The following is a 17,807-nucleotide window of genomic DNA, read 5'->3' as shown; positions in this document are numbered from 1 at the left end:
GGAGCCGACCAAAGGGAGAAGCCGTGCGCAACGATGCAGAGGCACAGCACGCGGCGGCCATGGAGAAGCTGCGGTCCGCGCTTCCCCGCGCTGGCGGCACGGCCCTTCCCAACCTCGTCGCCGGTGAGTGGGTCCCCGGTGGCCCGGACACTCGAGAGACCATCGATCCGACCACCGGGCGCTCCCTCGCCGACGTCACGATCGCTGCGCCGAGCACGGTGGACCATGCGGTGGCCACCGCGAGAGAAGCGGGCGCCCGATGGTGGAACACCGACGGGCAGGACCGATCCAGAGCCATGCGCAAGGTCGCGGATCTGATACGTGACCGCGCGGACTACCTCGGCCTGGCGGACACGCTGGACGTCGGCAGGCCCATTCGCGACACCGTCACCCGGGACACCGAGCGTGCCGCCCGCCTCTTCGAGTACTGGGCGGGCGCCACCGACCGGCTGCGCGGTGCCACCGTTCCCGTCCAGCCCGGCCTCTTCAACGTCGTGCTGCGCGAGCCCTACGGGGTTGTGGGTGCCATCACGCCATGGAACTACCCCCTCACCAACGCGGCAACCAAGCTCGCTCCCGCCCTGGCCACCGGAAATGCAGTGGTGCTCAAGCCGGCCGAGGACTCTCCCCTCTCCGCCCTGCTCCTGGGGCAGTGCCTTCTCGACGCCGGGCTACCGGCGGGCCTCGTCAGCGTCCTCACCGGTCCCGGCGACGTGACGGGCGAGGCGATCGTCGGCCACCCTGCGGTGGAGAAGATCACCTTCACCGGGTCCACCGAAGTGGGCCGCAAGATCGGCAGCCGGTGCGGCGAGCTCTTGAAGTCCGTCAGCCTCGAGCTCGGCGGCAAGAGTCCGATGCTGGTGTTTCCCGACGCCGACCTCGACGGGGCGGCGGACGCCGCCGTCTACACCGCGTTCCTCAACGCAGGCCAGACGTGCACGGCGGGTACGCGGCTGCTCCTGCACCAATCGATTGCCGACGACATGCTCGGGCGCATGAAGGAGCGCCTCGCGGTGCTCCGCATCGGGGACCCACTGGACGAAGGCACCGATATTGGTCCGATCGTCTCGCAGCGACAGCTAGCGACGGTCCGCGCCTACGTCGCATCGGGCCTCGAGCAGGGCGCCAAACCCATCGACGTGGCCCTCGAAGTGCCAGAGGGGGGCTGCTTCCACCCACCCGTGATCTTCACCGACGTCGAGCCGACGATGCGTATCGCCCAGGAAGAGATCTTCGGACCCGTGTTGTCCGTCTTCGTCTTCGACGACGTCGGAAAGGCGGTCGACCTCGCCAACGACACGCCCTACGGGCTGGCCGCGTCGATATGGACCTCGGAATTGGCTCTCGCGACCGAGCTCGCGGCTGCGCTGCAGGCCGGAATCGTGTGGACAAATTGCGTCCACATGCTGCACCCGGGGTCGCCCTACGGTGGCTACAAGGCCAGCGGCGTGGGCCTCGAGATGGGCGACGAGGCCATCGGACAGCACATGAAGACCAAGAGCGTCTGGACCGCCACCGAGGACTGGCGCAGTCCCTGGGCATCCGTCCGCCATGAGTTGTGACTTCCTTGACCCCTTGGTCCGGCGGGGCACTGCCAGCATCTCCACACCCCACCGTCTTCCAGGAGTGTTATCACCAATACTCGAACTCGCCCGTTGTTTCTGGCCTGTTTTCGACCGTCGCCGACAAGACGTCGTTCCGCGCTGGGCTGCGCGGGCCGCGACGGTTGCCGAGGGCCCTGGACCGTCGGGAGAGCGCAGCGCTGCTGGGCGGCTCGCGCACATACAGCGAGCGAGCAACCGCGGGGCCGACCGCATCGGCACCGCGATGGGCAACGCGATGATCACAGGCATCTCCTTCGATGTCGTCGGTGCCGACGCATAGCAGGCCGCCGTCGGGGTTCGGAGCCGTGGCCGTGTGCCAGCTGCTCGCGTTCGCGGTCGCCGTGCGCGACCGCAGGGTCTCCGGCGACGGCCAGGCGGCCGTCGCCGTCCCGTGACGCTGCCGGCTCCCTCGACGGCGCGGGGAGCCGGCACGGCCACAGCCTCAGGGGGTCGGCCTGTACCACGTCAGAACGGGTTCGGCGTGAGCGTGTACTTGGTCTGCAGGTACTCGTGGATGCCCTCGGCGCCGCCCTCACGGCCGAGCCCGGACATCTTCCACCCGCCGAAGGGCGCCGCGGCGTTGGAGACGACGCCGACGTTCAGTCCCATCATCCCCGTCTCGAGCCGCTCGATCATGCGCTGCCCGCGGGCGAGGTTCTCGGTGTAGACGTACGAGACCAGGCCGTACTCGGTGTCGTTGGCGATGCGCACTGCCTCGTCCTCGGTGTCGAACGGGACGATCGCGAGCACCGGTCCGAAGATCTCCTCGCGCAGGATGTCGCTGCCCGGCTGCACGTCGGTGATGACCGTGGGCTCGTAGAAGTTGCCGGGGCCGTCGACGGCGCCGCCGCCGGTGCGCACGGTCGCGCCGCGCTGCACGGCGTCGCCCACGAGCGCGGCGGCCTTCTCCACCGCGGCCTCGTTGATGAGCGGACCGATCGTCACGCCCTCCTCGGTGCCCCGGCCGACCGCGAAACCCTGGACCCGCTCGGTGACGCGGCGCGCGAACTCGTCGGCCACCGCGCGGTGCACGATCAACCGGTTCGCGGCCGTGCACGCCTGCCCGACGTTGCGGAACTTCGCCGCGATCGCGCCGTCGACAGCCTTGTCGAGATCGGCGTCGTCGAAGACGACGAACGGCGCGTTGCCGCCGAGCTCCATCGAGGTGCGCAGCACCCCGTGCGCCGCCTGCTCGAGGAGCCGCTGGCCCACCGGCGTCGATCCCGTGAACGACAGCTTCCGTAACCGGGAGTCGCGGATGATCGGCTCGGACACCGCTCCCGATGTCGAGGTGGTGAAGACGTTGACGACGCCGCCGGGAACCCCGGCGTCCTCGAGGAGCTTCGCGAAGAACAGGGTCGTCAACGGCGTGAGCTCGGCCGGCTTGATGACGACCGTGCATCCGGCGGCGAGGGCGGGCGCGATCTTCCGGGTCGCCATGGCGAGCGGGAAGTTCCAGGGCGTGATGAGGAAGCACGGCCCGACGGGGTGCTGGGAGACGACCATCCGGCCGGTGCCCTCGGGGCTCGGCCCGTACCGGCCCTGGACGCGCACGGCCTCCTCGCTGAACCACCGGATGAACTCGCCGCCGTACGCCACCTCGCCGCGGGCCTCGGCGAGCGGCTTGCCCATCTCGATCGTCATGAGGAGGGCGAAGTCTTCCTTGCGCTCCTGCAGGAGGTCGAACGCGCGCCGCAGGATTTCCGCCCGCTCGCGCGCCGGCGTCGCCGCCCAGGCGGGGAACGCCTCGGAGGCTGCTTCCAGCGCCGCCAGGCCGTCAGCGGGCGAGGCGTTGGCGATTGTCTTGACGCGGTCCCCGGTCGCGGGGTCGTAGACGTTGAGCGTCCTGCCGCCCTCGGCGGGGCGCCACTGGCCTCCGATGAGGAGGCGGTCCGGCACTCTCGCCAGCAGCGCGGTCTCGCGGTTGTCGCTCATAGGACTCCTTCGTCGTCATCGTCGGATGCCGCAGCATCCGTCGTTCAGGTAGGACAGTCGTGTGCTTGGACCCCGTCCAGCGTCATTTGGTGGAGGCTTCGGCGGTCTGTGCGCGGTGTTGCGGGAGAGATCCGTTACGCCACGGGCTGCCGGTTCTGTACGAGCAGGTGCTGACGGAAGAACGCGGCGAGCTCCTCCGTGGCGTCGAGCGGGAGGACGGCCGCGACGTACTGGTCGGGGCGGACGACGACGACACACCCGGCGACACGATCGATGCCGCGTAGGTCGAAGATGTCGTCCTCAGGGTGCGTGGCGAAGACCTTCTCGTAGTCGATGAGCTGGAACGGCCCGCTCCGGGGCAGGAACAGCTCAGGGACCTTGGTGATGTCGACGTCGACGTGCTTCTGCTGATAGATCACCTTGACGTCGAGGATGCTGTCGAGGTCGGCCCCCTCGGGGGTGTGGGCGAGGACCGGGGAATCCGGTGAGCCGGCCATCCACTCGGCCCACTCCGTCAGCGCGGACGCCTCCCCGGGCACGCCGTCGGCGAACGCGTACACGCGCCACCTACCGTCGGCGCGGTGCTGGTGCCCCAGGTGCAGAGGGTTCGCGTCCGCGACGCGGACGACCGGCGCTGACTTGAACCGCTTGCCGACCGGGAATCCCGTGGCGAGCTCCTGATAGGTCGGCTCTGCGACGAGCATCGACGGCGGGTACTGCGTCATGAAGCCGAACGGGAACTCGGCGGTCCGCACGTAGAAGTCCGCGAGCTCCGCCGGGTCGGCGAACTCCTCGGGCTTCTTCGCCATGAGCGTCGACCACTCCTTGTCGAAGTCGATGAGGTTTTGGGCGATGACCTGACGCTCGGCGGAGTACGTGGCCAGCAGGCTCTCCGGGCTGCGTCCGGAGAGGACGTAACCGAGCTTCCAGCCGAGGTTGAACCCGTCCTGCATCGACACGTTCATGCCCTGGCCGGCCTTGGCGCTGTGCGTGTGGCAGGCGTCGCCGGCGATGAACACGCGCGGGCTGCGGGTGCCGATCTCGTCGAGAGGCACGTCGTCGAACCGGTCGGTGACCCGGTGGCCGACCTCGTACACGCTGTGCCAGGCGACGTCGCGCACGTCGAGCGTGTAGGGGCGCATGATCTCGTTCGCCTTGGCGATGATCTGCTCGATCGACGTCTTGCGCACCGCGCCGTGGTCGTCCGGCGGAACGACCCCGAGGTCGACGTACATGCGGAACAGGTAGCCGCCCTCCCGGGGGATGAGCAGGATGTTGCCGCCCGAGCCCGACTGGATCGCGCACTTCGTGCGGATGTCCGGGAAGTCGGTGACGGCGAGGACGTCCATGACGCCCCACGCGTGGAACGCCTGGTCGCCCTCCATCGTGCAGCCGATCGACTGCCGCACGCCGCTGCGGGCGCCGTCGGCGCCGAGGACGTACTTTGCCCGGACGACCTTCTCCTGCCCCACGTCCTCGCCCTTGGTGCGGACGAGGTTGACGGTGACCGGGTACTCGGCGCCTTCGGTTACCTCGAGGCTGCGGAACTCGTAGCCGTAGTCCGGCTTCATCCGGCTCGGCGAGTTCGCCATGACCTCCGCGAAGTAGTCGAGGACGCGCGCCTGGTTGACGATGAGGTGCGGGAACTCGCTGATGCCGGTCGGGTCGTCGGCCGGCCGCTCCCCGCGGACGATGCGCGAGGGGTCGGCCGGATCCGGACGCCAGAAGCACATTTCGGTGATCCGGTACGCCTCCTCGATGATCCGCCCGGCGAACCCGAACGCCTGGAAGGTCTCCACGGTGCGCGCCTGGATGCCGTCCGCCTGGCCGATCTCCAGCCGCCCGCCGCGGCGCTCGACGATCCGGGTCGTGACGTCGGGGAACTGCGACAGCTGCGCCGCCGTGATCATCCCGGCCGGCCCGGTACCGACGATGAGGACGTCGACCTCGTCGGGGAGCTCCTCTGGCCGGTCAAGACCGACGCCTGCCGCTGGCTGGACGCGCGGATCGCCGGAGACGTAGCCGTAGTGGTGGAACTGCATGCGATTCCTCCTCGGACTTCGCTGTCGAGGTACTTGTCGGAGCGAACCGCATGTTCTACTTTCGAACACGAGGTTCTACTATTGAACGGATCGTATATGATGACGTGCGCCACGTGCAAGAGCCCGTGCGCCACGTGCAAGAGCCTGGAGGGCGACGTCCGTCGGCGGTGGAGCCGCCGGGAGTGCGACGGTCGATGACGGTGGAGCCCGCAGGTGTGCCGTCGCGGCCCGCGCCCGCGTCGCAGACGCTCAGCCGCGGCATCCGGATCCTCGAGATCCTCGCCGACGCCCGCGAGCCCCTGACGATCGACGCGGTGGCCGACCGGCTCGGCGTCCACCGCTCGATCGCCTACCGGCTGTTGCGCACCCTCGAGGATCACGGGCTCGTCCGCCGCGACACGACCGGGCGGGTCGCGCTCGGGGCGCGGATGGCGGCGCTGGCCGCGGGCGTCGCGCCCGACCTGCAGGCTGAGGCCCTCCCCGAGCTCACCGCCGTCGCCAACGAGCTCGGCATGACGTGCTTCCTGGCGGTGCTCGACCACGACGAGTGCGTGACGCTGACGAGCGTCGAGCCGCGGCACGCGGTCGCCTCGGTAGCGCAGCGGCCCGGGACAAGACACCCGATGACCGTCGGCGCGCCCGGCAAGGTCATCCTCGGCGCGCTCCCCCGGCCCGCCTGGCCGCCCGGCGTCTCCGGGCAGCTGGAGACGGAGGCGATGGCGGCCGCGGTCCGCGGCTACGCCGAGAGCCACGACGAGGTCATCCCAGGCGTGCAGTCGGTGGCGGTGCCGCTGCGCCTGCGCGGGCGCGAGCCGGCCGCGGTCGCCGTCGTCTACGTCGCGAGCGACCATGAACCCTCCGCGATTGCGGCGCGGCTGGCCACGAGCGCGACATCGATCCGGGACGCGCTGGGCGGCTGACGGGCACACATCGCCCGAGCCAATGGCTACCATGGGCGTCCGGTGCGACGTCCCCGGCGCCCAGCACCCGGCACGGCCGCCGGGTGACCTGCCCGGCGGGGCCCGCACGAGTCACTGTCGCCCCGCCCTACGGAAATGTCCTCGCCATGCCCTCGGTCTCCGCCCACGTCGCCGTCACCCTCGCCGCCCACGTCGACCACGTCTTCGGCGTCATGGGCAACGGCAACGCGTACTTCCTCGACGCCCTGACGCGCCAGACCTCCGCGGAGTTCACCGCGGTGCGGCACGAAGCGGGCGGGGTCGTCGCCGCCGACGCCTTCCACCGGGCGTCCGGTCAGCTCGCCGCGGCGACGACGACGTACGGCGCCGGGTTCACCAACACGCTCACCGCGCTCGCCGAGGCCGTGCAGGCGCACGTGCCCCTCGTCCTCGTCGTCGGCGACGAGCCGACGTCAGGGCCGCGCCCGTGGGACGTCGACCAGATCGCGATGGCCTCGGCCGTCGGCGCCCGTACGTACACGGTGGGGCGCACGGACGCCGCCGCCACGACCGTCATCGCCGTCGAGCACGCCCTGACCTACCGCGTGCCCACAGTCTTGGCGATCCCCTACGACGTCGCCACGCTCGACGCCGGCCCGGTGCCCGAGGTGCCGGCCCCGCGCCTCCCCGGGCCGCTCGCGCCGCGCGGGCCGTTCGCCGACGCCATGGTGCGCGAGATCGCGACGGCGCTCGCCTCGGCCAGCCGGCCCCTCCTCCTCGCCGGCCGCGGCGCGTGGGTGGCGGGCGCGGGTGAGGCCCTCGGCGCGCTCGCCGACGCGACCGGTGCACTCACCGCGACGACCGCCCTCGGGCGCGGGATCTTCGCCCGCCCCGAGTTCGACCTCGGCGTCGCCGGCGGGTTCGGCGCCGAGGGGGCGATGAGCCTCGTGCGCGAGGCCGACGTCGCCGTCGTCGTCGGGGCGTCGCTCAACCAGTTCACGATGCGGTTCGGCGAGCTCTTCGCGCCCGGCACCCGCGTCTTCCAGGTCGACGTCGCCCCGGCCGCGACCCACCCGCACGTCGGCGGGTACGTGCGCGGGGACGCCGCGGCGGTTGCGGCGGCGCTCGTTGCCGAGCTCGACGGTGCGACGCCGAGCGGGTGGCGCGAGTCGATCGACGTCGCCGCCGCGCGCCGGTACGAACCGGGCGACGGGAAGGCTCCCGACGGACGGCTCGACCCCCGCTCGGCCGCGGCCCGCATCGGCGAGCTGTTGCCGCAGGACCGCGTTGTCGTCTCCGACGGCGGGCACTTCATCGGCTGGGCGAACATGTACTGGCCGGTGGCCTCGCCGGATCGGATGATCATGGTCGGCACCGCGTTCCAGGCCATCGGGCTCGGGTTCCCCAGCCTCCTCGGCGCGGCGCTCGCCCGGCCCGGGGCGACCGTCGTGCTCACGACCGGCGACGGCGGCGGACTCATGGCGCTGGCCGACCTCGAGTCGGCGGTGCGGGTCGCGGGCGGCCGGGGCCTCGCCGTCGTGTGGAACGACGCCGCCTACGGGGCCGAGGTGCACCTGTACGGACGCAAGGGCCTGGCCCGGGAGCCGATGCTCATCCCTGACGTCGACTTCGCCGGCCTCGCCGCCGCCGTCGGCGCGCAGGGCGTCGTCGTGCGCTCGCTCGACGACCTCGACGTGCTGGCGGCGTGGGCGCCGCGGCCCGCGGCGGACCGACCGTTCCTGCTCCTCGACCTGCGGGTCTCGGGCGCCGTCGTCGCGCCTTACCAGGAGGAGATCGTCCGGGTGAACAGCTGACCCGCCGTCCTCGTCCGGCGGGTGGGCCGTCAGCCCCGCACGGCGAGACGCGCGCGCCGGCCGTGGAGAGCGTGGTAGTGCCCCGCCGAGGCGAGGACGAGGCCCGCCACGGCCAGGTACATCACCCGGTGGTCCCCGGCGCCGATGACGAGCCCGAGCGCGAGCGGTCCCAGCCCGGTGCCGAGGTCGAGGAAGAGGTAGTACGTCGACACCGCCAGGCCGACGCGCCTGCCGTCGGCGATGCGCACGACGGCTGCCTGCGCGGCGGGCATGAGGGTGCCGAACCCGGCGCCGACGAGCGCGCCGGCCACGACCACCGCCGTCGTCGTGCCGACCTGCGAGAGCACCACCATCCCGGCCGCGTAGAAGACGATGCGGGGTAGATGACGGCGTTGTCCCCGTGGCGGTCCTGGATCCGCCCGGTGACCAGCCGGGCGCCCAGGACGGTGAGGGCCTGGACGAGGAAGAACGTCCCCGCGGCGTCCGCCATGCCCAGGGCGTCGACGAAGGGGTGGGTGTAGGTGAGGATCGCGGCGTTGGCCACGCCGATGAGCAGCATAAACGTGGCGAGGGGCAGGACGTCGCGGTGCACCGCCTCGCGCCACCGTGGCCGGGCGGTCCCGCGGCCGGCGACCGGCTCGGCCGGTCGCGCGACGGCGGCCACCGCCCAGGCCGCGGCGGAGACGGCGGCGCACGTGAGGAACAGGGCGTCGTAGTCCCAGCGGTCGATGAGCCAGAGGGCGAGCAGCGGGCCGACGCCGGCGGCGGCGGGCACGCCCATCGTGAAGTACCCGGTGCCCTCCCCGCGGCGTAGCGGCGGGATGACCGACTGCGCCAAGGTGGTCACGGCGGTGTGGGCGATGCCGTGCGCCGCGCCGTGGAGGAACCGGACGGCGAGCACGAGGCCCAGGCTGTCCGCCGGCAGGTAGGCCATGGTCATGACCACGGCGACGACGAGGCTCACGAGCAGCGCGCGCCGCGGGCCGGTGGCGTCCACGAGCTGGCCGCCCGCCAGCCGGGCGCCGACCGCGCCGACGATGAACATGCTCGAGGCCAGGCCGGCGCCGGTGGCCGAGGCGCCGAACTGCTGGATGGCGTAGACGGCCATCGTCGTCATGAGCAGGTAGAAGATCGTCATGACCAGGGCGTTGGCGACGGTGGTGAGCGTGAACTCCCGCGTCCACAGCCGCTCGGCCGAGGTGCTCGCGCCAGGCTTCGCCCGCACCATCCCGCTCCCCTTGTCTCGTCGACCCGGTGACCGCCCCTCGCCGCTTCCCCGTGCGTGCAGGCACCTCCCCTCCACAACCGCGCCCCGGCGCGCGGAGGCCCGCGCGCCGGGACAGGACTGCGAGGCGTGGCTGGACGGTTGGGCTCAGACCTTCGTGAGTCCGCGGATCGGGCTCACCTGCTGCTCCAGCTCGTGGTCGGGGCCGAGCGGGATGCCGGTGCGGTCCCGCAGGAGGAGCGTCGCGAGGAGGCTGATGACGACCATCCCGGCGAGGTACCACGTCACGGCCGCGGTCCCGCCCGTCGCGTTGACGAGCGCGGTCGCGATCGTCGGGGCGAAGGCACCGCCGAAGATCGCGCCGATCGCGTAAGAGATCGACACGCCGGAGAACCGGATCGATGCCGGGAAGAGCTCGGCGTAGAGCGCCGCCTGCGGACCGTAGGTCAGGCCGAGGCCGAGCGTGAGGAACGCGAGTCCCGCGAACAGCAGGACGACGTTGCCGGTGTTCACCAGGGGGAACAGGGCGAAGACGCCGACGAGCAGCAGCACCCAGCCGAGGAGGTACGTCGAGCGCCGCCCGATCTGGTCGGAGATCCAGCCGGCCACGATCGTCGAGAGCAGCCACGTGATGGCGGAGCCGGTCACGGCCCACAGCACCGGGCCGCGGTCGAGAGCGAGCGGGCCCTCGGGGTCGGTCGCGTAATTCTGGATGTATCCACCAGTCGTCATGTAGCCGACGGCGTTGTTGCCGGCGAAGACCAGCGCGGCGACGATGACAAGGACCGTGTGCTTGCGGAAGAGCCGCAGGATCGGCATCTGCGCCTCCTGCTTGCGCTCGGCCAGCTCGGCGAACACGGGGCTCTCCTCGACCTTCCGGCGCACGTAGTAGCCGACGAGGATGAGGACGACGCTCAGCAGGAACGGGATCCGCCAGCCCCACGTGAGGAACTCGTCGCCGGGGGCGATCATCGCCATGACTGCCATGACGCCGGAGGCGAGCAGCAGCCCCAGCGGGACGCCGGTCTGCGGGCCCGCACCGAAGAGGCCGCGCCGCTTCCCCGGTGCGTGCTCGACAGCCATGAGGACCGCGCCGCCCCACTCGCCGCCGGCCGAGATGCCCTGGAGGATGCGCAGAAGGACGAGCAGGATCGGGGCGGCGACGCCGATGGTCGCGTAGGTCGGCAGCACGCCGATCAGGGTGGTGGCCAGGCCCATCAGGATGAGCGTGACCATGAGGACGAGCTTGCGGCCGTACTTGTCGCCGAGGTGGCCGGCGAGGAACGCGCCGAGCGGGCGGAAGAGGAAGCTCACGCCCACGGTCGCGAACGAAAGCAGCACGCTGTTCGCGCCGAGGCCGGCGAAGAAGGCCTGGCCGAAGACCAGTCCGGCGGCGAAGGCGTAGATGAAGAAGTCGTACCACTCCACCGTCGTGCCGATGACGGTCGCGAAGACGACGCGCCGGCGGTCGACGGTGTCGACGGCTCCGGGGGCCGTGGGGCCCGAACTGGCGTTGATGGGGCTCACTGTGGACTCCTCTGTCATGCGACGACGCTGTCTTCCAGGCCGCCGAGGGAGTTCGGCTTGCCCGGTGCGCAACGATGATATACGATTTCGGATACAACGCAAGGGCGAGGGAGCTCATGACTGAAGACATCACGATCGGCGACGGGACGGACCCCAGGTTCTCGGCCCTCCCCGGCCGTCCGGGCAAGATCGTCGCGATCCACCTCAGCTACGCGTCGCGCGCCGACCAGCGCGGCCGCCGTCCCGCCCACCCGTCGTACTTCTTCAAGCCCTCGAGTTCGGTCGCGCCCTCCGGTGGCACGATCGAACGTCCCGCCGGAACCGAGCTGCTGGCCTTCGAGGGCGAGATCGCGCTCGTCATCGGCACGCCGGCCCGCCGCGCCACGCTCGAGAGCGCGTGGGACCACGTCGCGTGGGTAACGGCGTCGAACGACTTCGGGCTCTACGACCTGCGCGCGAACGACAAGGGCTCGAACCTCCGCTCCAAGGGCGGCGACGGGTTCACCCCCATCGGCCCGGCCCTCCTCGACGCCCGCACCGTCGACCCGGCCGCGCTGCGGCTGCGCACCTGGGTCAACGGCGAACTTCGCCAGGACGACACGACCGCCGGGCTCATCTTCCCCCTCGCCCAGCTCGTCGCCGACCTCTCCCAGCACTTCACGCTCGAACCGGGCGACGTCATCCTCACCGGCACCCCCGCCGGCTCTTCCGTCGTCGTCCCCGGCGACGTCGTCGAGGTCGAGGTCGACGCGCCCGAGGCGCCCGGGGCGCCGACCTCGGGCCGGCTCATCACCACCGTTACCCAGGGCGAGCACGGGTTCGACGGCGACCTCGGGTCGCTGCCGGCCGTCGACGACGTCCAGCGCGCGGAGGCATGGGGCTCGCGCGCCGCCGCCGGCCTGGAGCCGGAACCGGAGCCATTCCGCCTCACGCCCGAGCTGCGCGAGAAGCTCGCGAAGGCCCCAGTAGCCGGGCTCAGCGCGCAGCTGCGCAGGCGTGGCCTCAACAACGTCACGATCGACGGCGTGCGGCCGATGCACCCCGCCACCAAGCTCGTCGGCACTGCCCGCACCTTGCGGTTCGTGCCCAACCGCGAGGACCTGTTCGCCAGCCACGGCGGCGGCTACAACGCACAGAAGCGCGCGTTCGACGCCGTCGGCGAGGGCGAGGTCATCGTCATCGAGGCCCGCGGCGAGACCGGGTCGGGCACGCTCGGCGACATCCTCGCCCTGCGCGCCCACGCCGCCGGGGCCGCCGGCATCGTCACCGACGGCGGCGTGCGCGACCACGACGCCGTCGCCGTCGTCGGCATCCCGGTGTACTCGGGCGGCCCGCACCCGGCCGTCCTCGGCCGCAGGCACGTGCCGTGGGACGTCGACGTCGCGGTCGCGTGCGGCGGCACGACCGTCCAGCCCGGCGACGTCGTCGTCGGCGACCGGGACGGCGTCGTCGTCATCCCCCCGGCGCTCGTCGAGGAGGTAGTCGACGCCACCCTCGCCCAGGAGGACGAGGATGCGTGGATCGCCGAGCAGGTCACCGCCGGGCACCCGGTCGACGGACTGTTTCCCATGAACGCCGAGTGGAGAGCGAGGTACGAGGCATGGCACGCGAGCAGGTGACCGCGGCGGCCCCGTCGCGGAGCAAGTCGCAGCAGGCCTACCACTGGCTCAAGGAGCGGATCGCGAACGAGGAGTTCACCCCGGGCTACCGCCTCGTTCTCACGTCGATCGCGGCCGAGCTGAACATGAGCGTCGTGCCGGTGCGCGAGGCGATCCGCCAGCTCGAAGCCGAGGGACTCGTGACGTTCGAGCGCAACGTCGGAGCGCGGGTGTCGATGATCGACGACTCCCAGTACCGGCACAGCATGGAGACACTGGCGATCCTCGAGGGTGCGGCCACCGCGCTGGCGGCCCCGCACCTGACCGGGGACGACGTGCGCCGGGCGCGGGAGATCAACCGGCTCCTCATCGAGTCCCTCGACCACTTCGACCCGCGCCTGTTCACCTCGCTGAACCAGAAGTTCCACTCGGTCCTCTTCGCCCCCTGCCCGAACCCGCGCATGCTCGAGCTCGTCGACGCGGAGTGGGTCCGCCTGGGCCGCCTGCGCGACTCGACGTTCAGCTTCGTGCCCGGCCGTGCGCAGGAGTCCGTGCGCGAGCACGCGCACATCGTCGACCTCATCGAGGCCGGCGCCCCCCTCGCAGACATCGAACGCGCGGCCCGCGGGCACCGCTCGGCCACCCTCGCCGCCTACCTCAGCCACGAGCACCCCGACCACGACGCGCCGGCCCAGTCCGGCGTGACCACCGCACCCTGACCGGAGGCAACCATGAGCGAGACCAGTATCGACCCGGCGACGGCGACGGTCCCCCGTCACCTCCCCGCCGACCTGCCCGACCGCATCCAGCACTACATCGACGGCGAGTTCGTCGACTCCGCCGACGGCGCCACGTTCGAGGTCCTCGACCCGGTCTCGAACGAGACGTACCTGCACGCGGCAGCCGGCAAGAAGGCCGACATCGACCGCGCCGTCGCCGCGGCCCGGCGCGCGTTCGAGGAGGGCCCGTGGCCAAAGATGCTGCCGCGCGAACGCTCACGCGTCCTTCACCGCGTCGCCGACCTCGTCGAGTCCCGCGACGCCCGGCTCGCCGAGCTCGAGAGCTTCGATTCCGGCCTGCCGATCACCCAGGCGCTCGGCCAGGCCCGCCGGGCCGCCGAAAATTTCCGGTTCTTCGCCGACCTCGTCGTCGCCCAGGCCGACGACACCTACAAGGTGCCCGGCCGGCAGATCAACTACGTCAACCGCAAGCCCATCGGCGTCGCCGGGCTCATCACACCGTGGAACACGCCGTTCATGCTCGAGTCGTGGAAGCTCGGCCCGGCGCTGGCGACCGGCAACACGGTCGTCCTCAAGCCGGCCGAGTTCACCCCGCTGTCGGCGTCCCTGTGGGCGGGCATCTTCGAGGAGGCCGGCCTGCCGAAGGGCGTGTTCAACCTCGTCAACGGGTTCGGCGAGCACGCGGGCGACGCGCTCGTCAAGCACCCGGACGTCCCGCTCATCTCCTTCACCGGCGAGAGCCGCACTGGGCAGATCATCTTCGGAAACGCCGCGCCGTACCTCAAGGGCCTGTCGATGGAGCTCGGCGGGAAGTCCCCCGCCGTCGTCTTCGCCGACGCGGACCTCGACGCCGCGATCGACGCGACGATCTTCGGGGTGTTCTCCCTCAACGGCGAGCGCTGCACGGCCGGCAGCCGCATCCTCGTCCAGCGCGAGGTCTACGACGAGTTCGTCGAGCGCTACGCCGCCCAGGCCAAGCGCGTCGTCGTCGGCCCCCCGCACGACCCGAACACCGAGGTCGGCGCGCTCGTGCACCCCGAGCACTACGAGAAGGTCATGAGCTACATCGAGATCGGCAAGACCGAGGGCCGTCTCGTCGCCGGCGGTGGCCGTCCCGAGGGCTTCCCGACGGGCAACTACGTCGTCCCGACCGTCTTCGCCGACGTCGCCCCCGACGCCCGCATCTTCCAGGAGGAGATCTTCGGGCCGGTCGTGGCGATCACCCCGTTCGACACCGAGGAGGAGGCCCTCGCCCTCGCCAACGGCGTGAAGTACGGCCTCGCCGCCTATGTGTGGACGAACGACCTCAAGCGCGCGCACAACTTCGCCCAGGCGGTCGAGGCCGGCATGGTGTGGCTCAACAGCAACAACGTCCGCGACCTGCGCACCCCGTTCGGCGGGGTCAAGGCCTCGGGCCTCGGCCACGAGGGCGGCTACCGCTCGATCGACTTCTACACCGACCAGCAGGCCGTGCACATCACGCTCGGCAAGGTGCACAACCCCACCTTCGGCAAGGTCGACCATCACGCCGCGACGGACCTGGACGACCCGGACCCGCGCTGAGCACCCATCACCTACGAGAGGCAAGGACGCTGACGTGACCACACCCATCACCCCGCACGCCCCCGAGCCGGTCGTCACCGCCGAGGACCCCATCCGCGCCCGTAACGCCATCCCCACACCGGCGTCGCCGCCTCCGGACATCCTGCGCTGCGCCTACATGGAGCTCGTCGTCACCGACCTGCAGGCATCCCGCAACTTCTACGTCGACGTGCTCGACCTCGTCGTGACCGAAGAGGACGAGGAGACCGTCTACCTCCGGAGCTTCGAGGAGTTCATCCATCACAACCTCGTGCTGCGCAAGGGCCCGGTCGCGGCGGTCGCCGCGTTCTCGTACCGGGTGCGCACGCCGGAGGACCTCGACAAGGCGGTCGCGTTCTACGAGGAGCTCGGATGCCGGGTCGAGCGGCGCGCGGAGGGCTTCACCAAGGGCATCGGCGACTCGGTCCGCGTCGAGGACCCGCTGGGCTTCCCGTACGAGTTCTTCCACGACGTCCAGCACGTCGAGCGCCTCGCGTGGCGCTACGATCTGTACACGCCCGGCGCGCTCGTGCGCATCGACCACTTTAACCAGGTCACCCCCGACGTGCCACGGGCCGTGGCGTACATGGAGGACCTCGGCTTCCGCGTGACCGAGGACATCCAGGACGCCGAGGGCACCACGTACGCCGCGTGGATGCGCCGCAAGCCCACCGTGCACGACACCGCGATGACGGGCGGCGACGGCCCGCGCATGCACCACGTCGCCTTCGCGACCCACGAGAAGCACAACATCATCGCGATCTGCGACAAGCTCGGCGCGCTGCGCCTGTCGGACCACATCGAGCGCGGCCCCGGCCGCCACGGTGTCTCGAACGCCTTCTACCTCTACCTGCGCGACCCCGACGGCCACCGGGTGGAGATCTACACGCAGGACTACTACACCGGCGACCCCGACAACCCGGTCGTCACGTGGGACGTGCACGACAACCAGCGGCGCGACTGGTGGGGAAACCCCGTCGTCCCGTCGTGGTACACCGAGGCATCCCTCGTCCTCGACCTCGACGGCAACCCCAAGCCGGTCGTCGCGCGCACCGACTCGAGCGAGATGGCGGTCACCATCGGGGCCGACGGCTTCTCCTACACCCGCAAGGACGACGAGGCCGACGAGCTGCCGAGCTGGAAGCAGGGCGAGTACAAGCTCGGCCACCAGCTGTGACTCCGCCCTTCCCGCTGTCCGCCGGCGGATCCGACACCAGGAGACCAGGAGGAACGGATGCTCTCGCCTGAGACCATTGCCGCGATCGCGGACGAGCTCGCCGTCGCCGAGCGCGACCGCACGACGGTGCCGCTGCTGACCGCGCGACACCAGGGGATGACGGTCGAAGACTCGTACGCCGTGCAGAACGAGTGGCGCCGCCGCGGCATCGAGGCGGGCCGGCGGCCCGTCGGCCGCAAGATCGGGCTGACGTCGAAGGTGATGCAGGCGGCGACCGGCATCACCGAGCCCGACTACGGGGCGATCTTCGCCGACATGGTGTTCGAGAACGGCTCCGTCATCGAGCACGCGCGGTTCTCGAACGTGCGCATCGAGGTCGAGCTCGCTTTCGTGCTGGCAGCGGCGATCGATGGTCCAGATGCCACGGTCTTCGACGTGCTGCGGGCCACCGAGTACGTCGTGCCGGCGCTGGAGATCCTCTCCTCCCGCATCGAGCTCGACGGCCGCACGATCGTGGACACGATCAGCGACAACGCCGCGATGGGCGGGATGGTCTACGGCGGCAACCCGGTCGCCCCGGGCGAGGTCGACCTCCGCTGGGTCTCGGCGCTGCTGTACCGCCAGGAGACCATCGAGGAGTCCGGCGTCGCCGGCGCCGTGCTCAACCACCCCGCGATGGGCGTCGCGTGGCTCGCGAACAAGCTCGCCCAGCACGGCGACCGGCTCGAGGCCGGCGAGATCGTGCTCGCGGGCTCGTTCACCCGACCCATGTGGGTGCACCCGGGCGACACCGTGCTCGCCGACTTCCGAGACCTGGGGACCATCTCATGCCGCTTCGTCTGACGCCGACATTCCGCCACGCACTCGCGGCCCAGCAGGAACGGGGCGCGGCAGCCCGCCCCCTCGCCGGAATCTGGGTGTGCTCGGGCAGCCCGCTGGTCGCCGAGATCTGCGCGGGGTCGGGCCTGGACTGGGTGCTCATCGACATGGAGCACTCCCCCAACGGCCTCGAGTCGGTGCTCGGCCAGCTCCACGCGGTCGCCCCGTATCCGGTGACCCCCGTCGTGCGGGTGCCGATCGGCGACGTCGTGACCATCAAGCAGGTCCTCGACCTCGGCGCGCAGAACCTGCTGGTGCCCATGGTCTCCTCCGCCGACGACGCGCGGGCCGCCGTCGAGGCCGTGCGGTACCCCCCGCGCGGGCGCCGCGGCGTCGGCTCGGCGCTCGCCCGCTCCGCGCGGTGGAACCGCGTCGACGGCTACCTCACGGATGCCGACGCGCACGTCTCGCTGTTCGTGCAGATCGAGACCGCGGAAGGCGTCGATGCCGCCGCCGCCATCGCCGCCGTGGACGGCGTCGACGGGGTCTTCGTGGGGCCGTCCGACCTCTCCGCATCGATGGGGCTGCTCGGGCAGCAGAGCCACCCGGACGTCGTCGCCGCCGTCCGCCGCGCCTTCGCAGCCGTGCGCACGGCGGGCAAGCCGGTCGGCGTCAACGCGTTCGACCCGGCTGTCGCGAACTCGTACATCGAGGCCGGCGCCTCCTTCGTGCTCGTGGGCGCCGACGTGGCGCTCCTCGCGCGCGGCTCCGAGGCCCTCGCGGCCGCGTTCGTGCCCACGACACGCGACGGCGCGCGCGCGAGCTACTGACGCCGTCGAGGATTCC

At 71.3% G+C, this 17,807-nt stretch carries 13 protein-coding genes and 1 pseudogene; 9 read left to right on the top strand and 5 right to left on the bottom strand.

What is annotated here, in order from left to right; translation table 11 throughout:
- Window positions 1–23 precede the first annotated feature (23 nt).
- Window positions 24–1,562, top strand: a complete 1,539-nt coding sequence (locus ACF0H8_RS09960; RefSeq protein WP_395288774.1) for an aldehyde dehydrogenase family protein — start codon at window positions 24–26, stop codon at window positions 1,560–1,562.
- Between the two features lie 507 nt (window positions 1,563–2,069).
- On the opposite strand, the gene ACF0H8_RS09955 is transcribed toward ACF0H8_RS09960, so the two are convergent.
- Both ACF0H8_RS09955 and ACF0H8_RS09950 read right to left on the bottom strand, forming a co-directional pair.
- Complete coding sequence (locus ACF0H8_RS09955) at window positions 2,070–3,539, bottom strand: NAD-dependent succinate-semialdehyde dehydrogenase (protein ID WP_395288773.1); 1,470 nt, start codon at window positions 3,537–3,539, stop codon at window positions 2,070–2,072.
- 134 nt (window positions 3,540–3,673) lie between these two features.
- Entirely contained in the window at window positions 3,674–5,581 is a 1,908-nt protein-coding gene (locus ACF0H8_RS09950) for an FAD-binding monooxygenase (RefSeq protein ID WP_395288772.1), read from the bottom strand.
- Between the two features lie 194 nt (window positions 5,582–5,775).
- Between ACF0H8_RS09950 and ACF0H8_RS09945 the strand changes: the two genes are divergently transcribed.
- Together ACF0H8_RS09945 and ACF0H8_RS09940 are read left to right on the top strand one after the other, a co-directional pair.
- Entirely contained in the window at window positions 5,776–6,501 is a 726-nt protein-coding gene (locus ACF0H8_RS09945) for an IclR family transcriptional regulator (RefSeq protein WP_395288771.1), read from the top strand.
- A gap of 146 nt (window positions 6,502–6,647) precedes the next feature.
- On the top strand, window positions 6,648–8,294 hold the full coding sequence (locus ACF0H8_RS09940) for a thiamine pyrophosphate-binding protein (RefSeq protein ID WP_395288770.1): 1,647 nt from the start codon (window positions 6,648–6,650) through the stop codon (window positions 8,292–8,294).
- 29 nt (window positions 8,295–8,323) lie between these two features.
- On the opposite strand, the gene ACF0H8_RS09935 is transcribed toward ACF0H8_RS09940, so the two are convergent.
- The 3 genes and pseudogenes from ACF0H8_RS09935 to ACF0H8_RS09925 all read right to left on the bottom strand — a co-directional run bounded on the left by ACF0H8_RS09935 (window position 8,324) and on the right by ACF0H8_RS09925 (window position 11,064).
- Window positions 8,324–8,647, bottom strand: coding sequence for an MFS transporter (locus ACF0H8_RS09935; protein ID WP_395288769.1), 324 nt, complete (start codon window positions 8,645–8,647; stop codon window positions 8,324–8,326).
- Between the two features lie 35 nt (window positions 8,648–8,682).
- A pseudogene (locus ACF0H8_RS09930) lies at window positions 8,683–9,522 on the bottom strand (MFS transporter); the annotation flags it as partial.
- 144 nt (window positions 9,523–9,666) lie between these two features.
- Complete coding sequence (locus tag ACF0H8_RS09925) at window positions 9,667–11,064, bottom strand: MFS transporter (RefSeq protein ID WP_395288768.1); 1,398 nt, start codon at window positions 11,062–11,064, stop codon at window positions 9,667–9,669.
- Window positions 11,065–11,162: 98 nt separating this feature from the next.
- Here ACF0H8_RS09925 and ACF0H8_RS09920 point away from each other — a divergent pair, with 98 nt between their 5' ends.
- Genes ACF0H8_RS09920 through ACF0H8_RS09895 form a run of 6 tightly spaced genes read left to right on the top strand, consistent with a single transcriptional unit; the run spans window position 11,163 to window position 17,791 of the window.
- Window positions 11,163–12,665 (top strand): fumarylacetoacetate hydrolase family protein, encoded by a 1,503-nt coding sequence (locus tag ACF0H8_RS09920; protein ID WP_395288767.1) that lies wholly within the window; start codon window positions 11,163–11,165, stop codon window positions 12,663–12,665.
- Window positions 12,647–13,363, top strand: coding sequence for a GntR family transcriptional regulator (locus ACF0H8_RS09915; RefSeq protein WP_395288766.1), 717 nt, complete (start codon window positions 12,647–12,649; stop codon window positions 13,361–13,363). The genes ACF0H8_RS09920 and ACF0H8_RS09915 overlap by 19 nt, the downstream gene beginning before the upstream one ends.
- A gap of 12 nt (window positions 13,364–13,375) precedes the next feature.
- Window positions 13,376–14,947 carry a 5-carboxymethyl-2-hydroxymuconate semialdehyde dehydrogenase gene (hpaE, locus tag ACF0H8_RS09910; protein WP_395288765.1) on the top strand — a complete coding sequence of 524 codons (1,572 nt, stop codon included), beginning with the start codon at window positions 13,376–13,378 and terminating at the stop codon, window positions 14,945–14,947.
- A 34-nt stretch (window positions 14,948–14,981) separates the two neighbouring features.
- Window positions 14,982–16,142, top strand: coding sequence for a 3,4-dihydroxyphenylacetate 2,3-dioxygenase (hpaD, locus tag ACF0H8_RS09905; protein WP_395288764.1), 1,161 nt, complete (start codon window positions 14,982–14,984; stop codon window positions 16,140–16,142).
- Between the two features lie 57 nt (window positions 16,143–16,199).
- On the top strand, window positions 16,200–16,985 hold the full coding sequence (locus ACF0H8_RS09900) for a fumarylacetoacetate hydrolase family protein (protein WP_395288763.1): 786 nt from the start codon (window positions 16,200–16,202) through the stop codon (window positions 16,983–16,985).
- Complete coding sequence (locus tag ACF0H8_RS09895; protein ID WP_395288762.1) at window positions 16,970–17,791, top strand: aldolase/citrate lyase family protein; 822 nt, start codon at window positions 16,970–16,972, stop codon at window positions 17,789–17,791. The genes ACF0H8_RS09900 and ACF0H8_RS09895 overlap by 16 nt, the downstream gene beginning before the upstream one ends.
- The last annotated feature ends 16 nt before the right edge of the window (window positions 17,792–17,807 follow it).

The sequence above is a fragment of the Georgenia sp. AZ-5 genome (genome assembly GCF_043952095.1).
Classification (GTDB): domain Bacteria; phylum Actinomycetota; class Actinomycetes; order Actinomycetales; family Actinomycetaceae; genus Georgenia.
Note: the sequence above shows the minus strand (reverse complement) of the source record. Positions and strands in the feature narration are given on the sequence as shown.

Excerpts from the sequence above, each read along its gene's own strand:
- ACF0H8_RS09940 (WP_395288770.1), top strand. The coding sequence starts at position 6,648 with ATGCCCTCGGTCTCCGCCCACGTCGCCGTCACCCTCGCCGCCCACGTC.
- ACF0H8_RS09915 (WP_395288766.1), top strand. The coding sequence starts at position 12,647 with ATGGCACGCGAGCAGGTGACCGCGGCGGCCCCGTCGCGGAGCAAGTCG.
- ACF0H8_RS09945 (WP_395288771.1), top strand. The coding sequence starts at position 5,776 with ATGACGGTGGAGCCCGCAGGTGTGCCGTCGCGGCCCGCGCCCGCGTCG.
- ACF0H8_RS09950 (WP_395288772.1), bottom strand. The coding sequence starts at position 5,581 with ATGCAGTTCCACCACTACGGCTACGTCTCCGGCGATCCGCGCGTCCAG.
- ACF0H8_RS09920 (WP_395288767.1), top strand. The coding sequence starts at position 11,163 with ATGACTGAAGACATCACGATCGGCGACGGGACGGACCCCAGGTTCTCG.
- ACF0H8_RS09935 (WP_395288769.1), bottom strand. The coding sequence starts at position 8,647 with ATGGTGGTGCTCTCGCAGGTCGGCACGACGACGGCGGTGGTCGTGGCC.
- ACF0H8_RS09900 (WP_395288763.1), top strand. The coding sequence starts at position 16,200 with ATGCTCTCGCCTGAGACCATTGCCGCGATCGCGGACGAGCTCGCCGTC.
- ACF0H8_RS09925 (WP_395288768.1), bottom strand. The coding sequence starts at position 11,064 with ATGACAGAGGAGTCCACAGTGAGCCCCATCAACGCCAGTTCGGGCCCC.
- hpaE (WP_395288765.1), top strand. The coding sequence starts at position 13,376 with ATGAGCGAGACCAGTATCGACCCGGCGACGGCGACGGTCCCCCGTCAC.
- ACF0H8_RS09895 (WP_395288762.1), top strand. The coding sequence starts at position 16,970 with ATGCCGCTTCGTCTGACGCCGACATTCCGCCACGCACTCGCGGCCCAG.
- ACF0H8_RS09955 (WP_395288773.1), bottom strand. The coding sequence starts at position 3,539 with ATGAGCGACAACCGCGAGACCGCGCTGCTGGCGAGAGTGCCGGACCGC.